Raw genomic sequence first — 226 nt, 5'->3', positions numbered from 1 at the left:
AAGCATGGCATCAACCACTTCGCTGTACAAGTACAGCTTGCTATCAGATCTCAGCATAGAGTACCCCGGATTTGCCTAAGATACATGCCTACATCCTTTCACCTGGACAACCAACGCCAGGCTGATTTAGCCTTCTCCGTCCTCTCATCGCATTACACAGAAGTAATGGAATATTAACCATTTTCCCATCGACTACGCCTTTCGGCCTCGCCTTAGGGGTCGACTC

Annotated in this window: 1 rRNA gene; it reads right to left on the bottom strand. The window is 48.7% G+C overall.

The window, feature by feature from the left end:
• Positions 1-225 (bottom strand): 23S ribosomal RNA (locus tag ON058_RS11095); the annotation flags it as partial.
• Position 226: the final 1 nt, after the last annotated feature.

This window comes from Demequina sp. B12, assembly GCF_028823635.1.
Taxonomy (GTDB): Bacteria; Actinomycetota; Actinomycetes; order Actinomycetales; family Demequinaceae; genus Demequina.
The sequence above is the reverse complement of the archived record's forward strand: the minus strand, read 5'-3'. Positions and strand labels throughout refer to the sequence as shown.